Here is a 1,383-nt window from a genome sequence, read left to right as displayed (position 1 = left end):
CTGCGATGGTTAATGTTTGACCATTGCCCGGTAAAGCTTCGGACAGAGAAATAACGCCGGTGGCGCTGTTGTAAGTGTAGGTGTTGGTGCCATCGGTCAAATGACCTTGGGCATCCAATTTCAAGGTCACAGTTTGTGGCGAGTTCGTGCCTTCGGTCACCGTCAAGACCACGTTGCCGCCACTCGCTAAAGTGGCAATGCCGGTTGGCGTCAAGGTGACCGAGGCATTGTTGGTTGTGCTCGATGTGCTGCTGATCTCTGTTACGCCGTTGACGACGGTTCCTGGAATGGCGACCGTTAAGGCAGCATTTGCACCAGTCGCAACGGGCGTGTATTCGGTCGCCGAAGCGGTGCTGGTAGCTGAAACGGCGCCGGTGACATCGTGTTCAACCGCTGCGATGGTTAATGTTTGACCGTTGCCCGGTAAAGCTTCGGACAGAGAAATAACGCCAGTCGTGCTGTTGTAAGTGTAGGTGCTGGTGCCATCGGTCAAATGACCTTGGGCATCTAATTTCAAGGTGACAGTTTGTGGCGAGTTCGCACCTTCAGTGACCGTCAAGACCACGTTACCGCCGCTGGCTAAGGTTGCAATACCCGTTGGCGTTAAGGTGACGGACGCATTGTTGGTCGTGCTCGATGTGCTGCTGATCTCTGTTACGCCGTTGACTACAGTTCCTGGAATCGCGACCGTCAAGGCTGCGCTAGGGCCAGTCGCCACTGGTGTGTATTCGGTTGCTGAAGCGCTGCTGGTAGCAGAAACGGCACCGGTGACATCGTGCTCAACCGCTGCGATGGTCAATGTTTGACCATTACCCGGTAAAGGTTCGGACAGAGAAATAACGCCAGTCGTGCTGTTGTAAGTGTAGGTGTTGGTGCCATCGGTCAAATGACCTTGGGCATCTAATTTCAAGGTGACAGTTTGCGGCGAGTTCGTGCCTTCGGTCACAGTCAAGACCACGTTACCGCCGCTGGCTAAGGTCGCAATGCCGGTTGGCGTTAAAGTGACCGACGCATTGTTGGTTGTGCTCGAAGTGCTGCTAATTTCCGTCACGCCGTTGACTACAGTTCCTGGAATCGCGACCGTCAATGCTGCGCTAGGGCCAGTCGCCACTGGTGTGTATTCGGTTGCTGAAGCGCTGCTGGTAGCAGAAACGGCACCGGTGACATCGTGCTCAACCGCTGCGATGGTCAATGTTTGACCATTACCCGGTAAAGGTTCGGACAGAGAAATAACGCCGGTGCCGCTGTTGTAAGTATAGGTGTTGGTGCCATCGGTCAAATGACCTTGGGCATCTAATTTCAAGGTAACAGTTTGTGGAGCGTTCGCTCCTTCGGTAACCGTCAAGACCACGTTGCCGCCACTCGCTAAAGTGGCAATGCCGG

1 protein-coding gene is annotated in these 1,383 nt (G+C 54.4%); it reads right to left on the bottom strand.

Annotated elements, in window-relative coordinates; all coding sequences use genetic code 11:
* On the bottom strand, window positions 1-1,383 hold a 1,383-nt coding region (locus tag E2I14_RS19425), incomplete at both ends, for a hypothetical protein (RefSeq protein WP_165967911.1).

The organism is Sapientia aquatica, from assembly GCF_004358105.1.
GTDB classification, from domain to species: domain Bacteria; phylum Pseudomonadota; class Gammaproteobacteria; order Burkholderiales; family Burkholderiaceae_D; genus Solimicrobium; species Solimicrobium aquaticum.
Note: the sequence above shows the minus strand (reverse complement) of the source record. Positions and strands in the feature narration are given on the sequence as shown.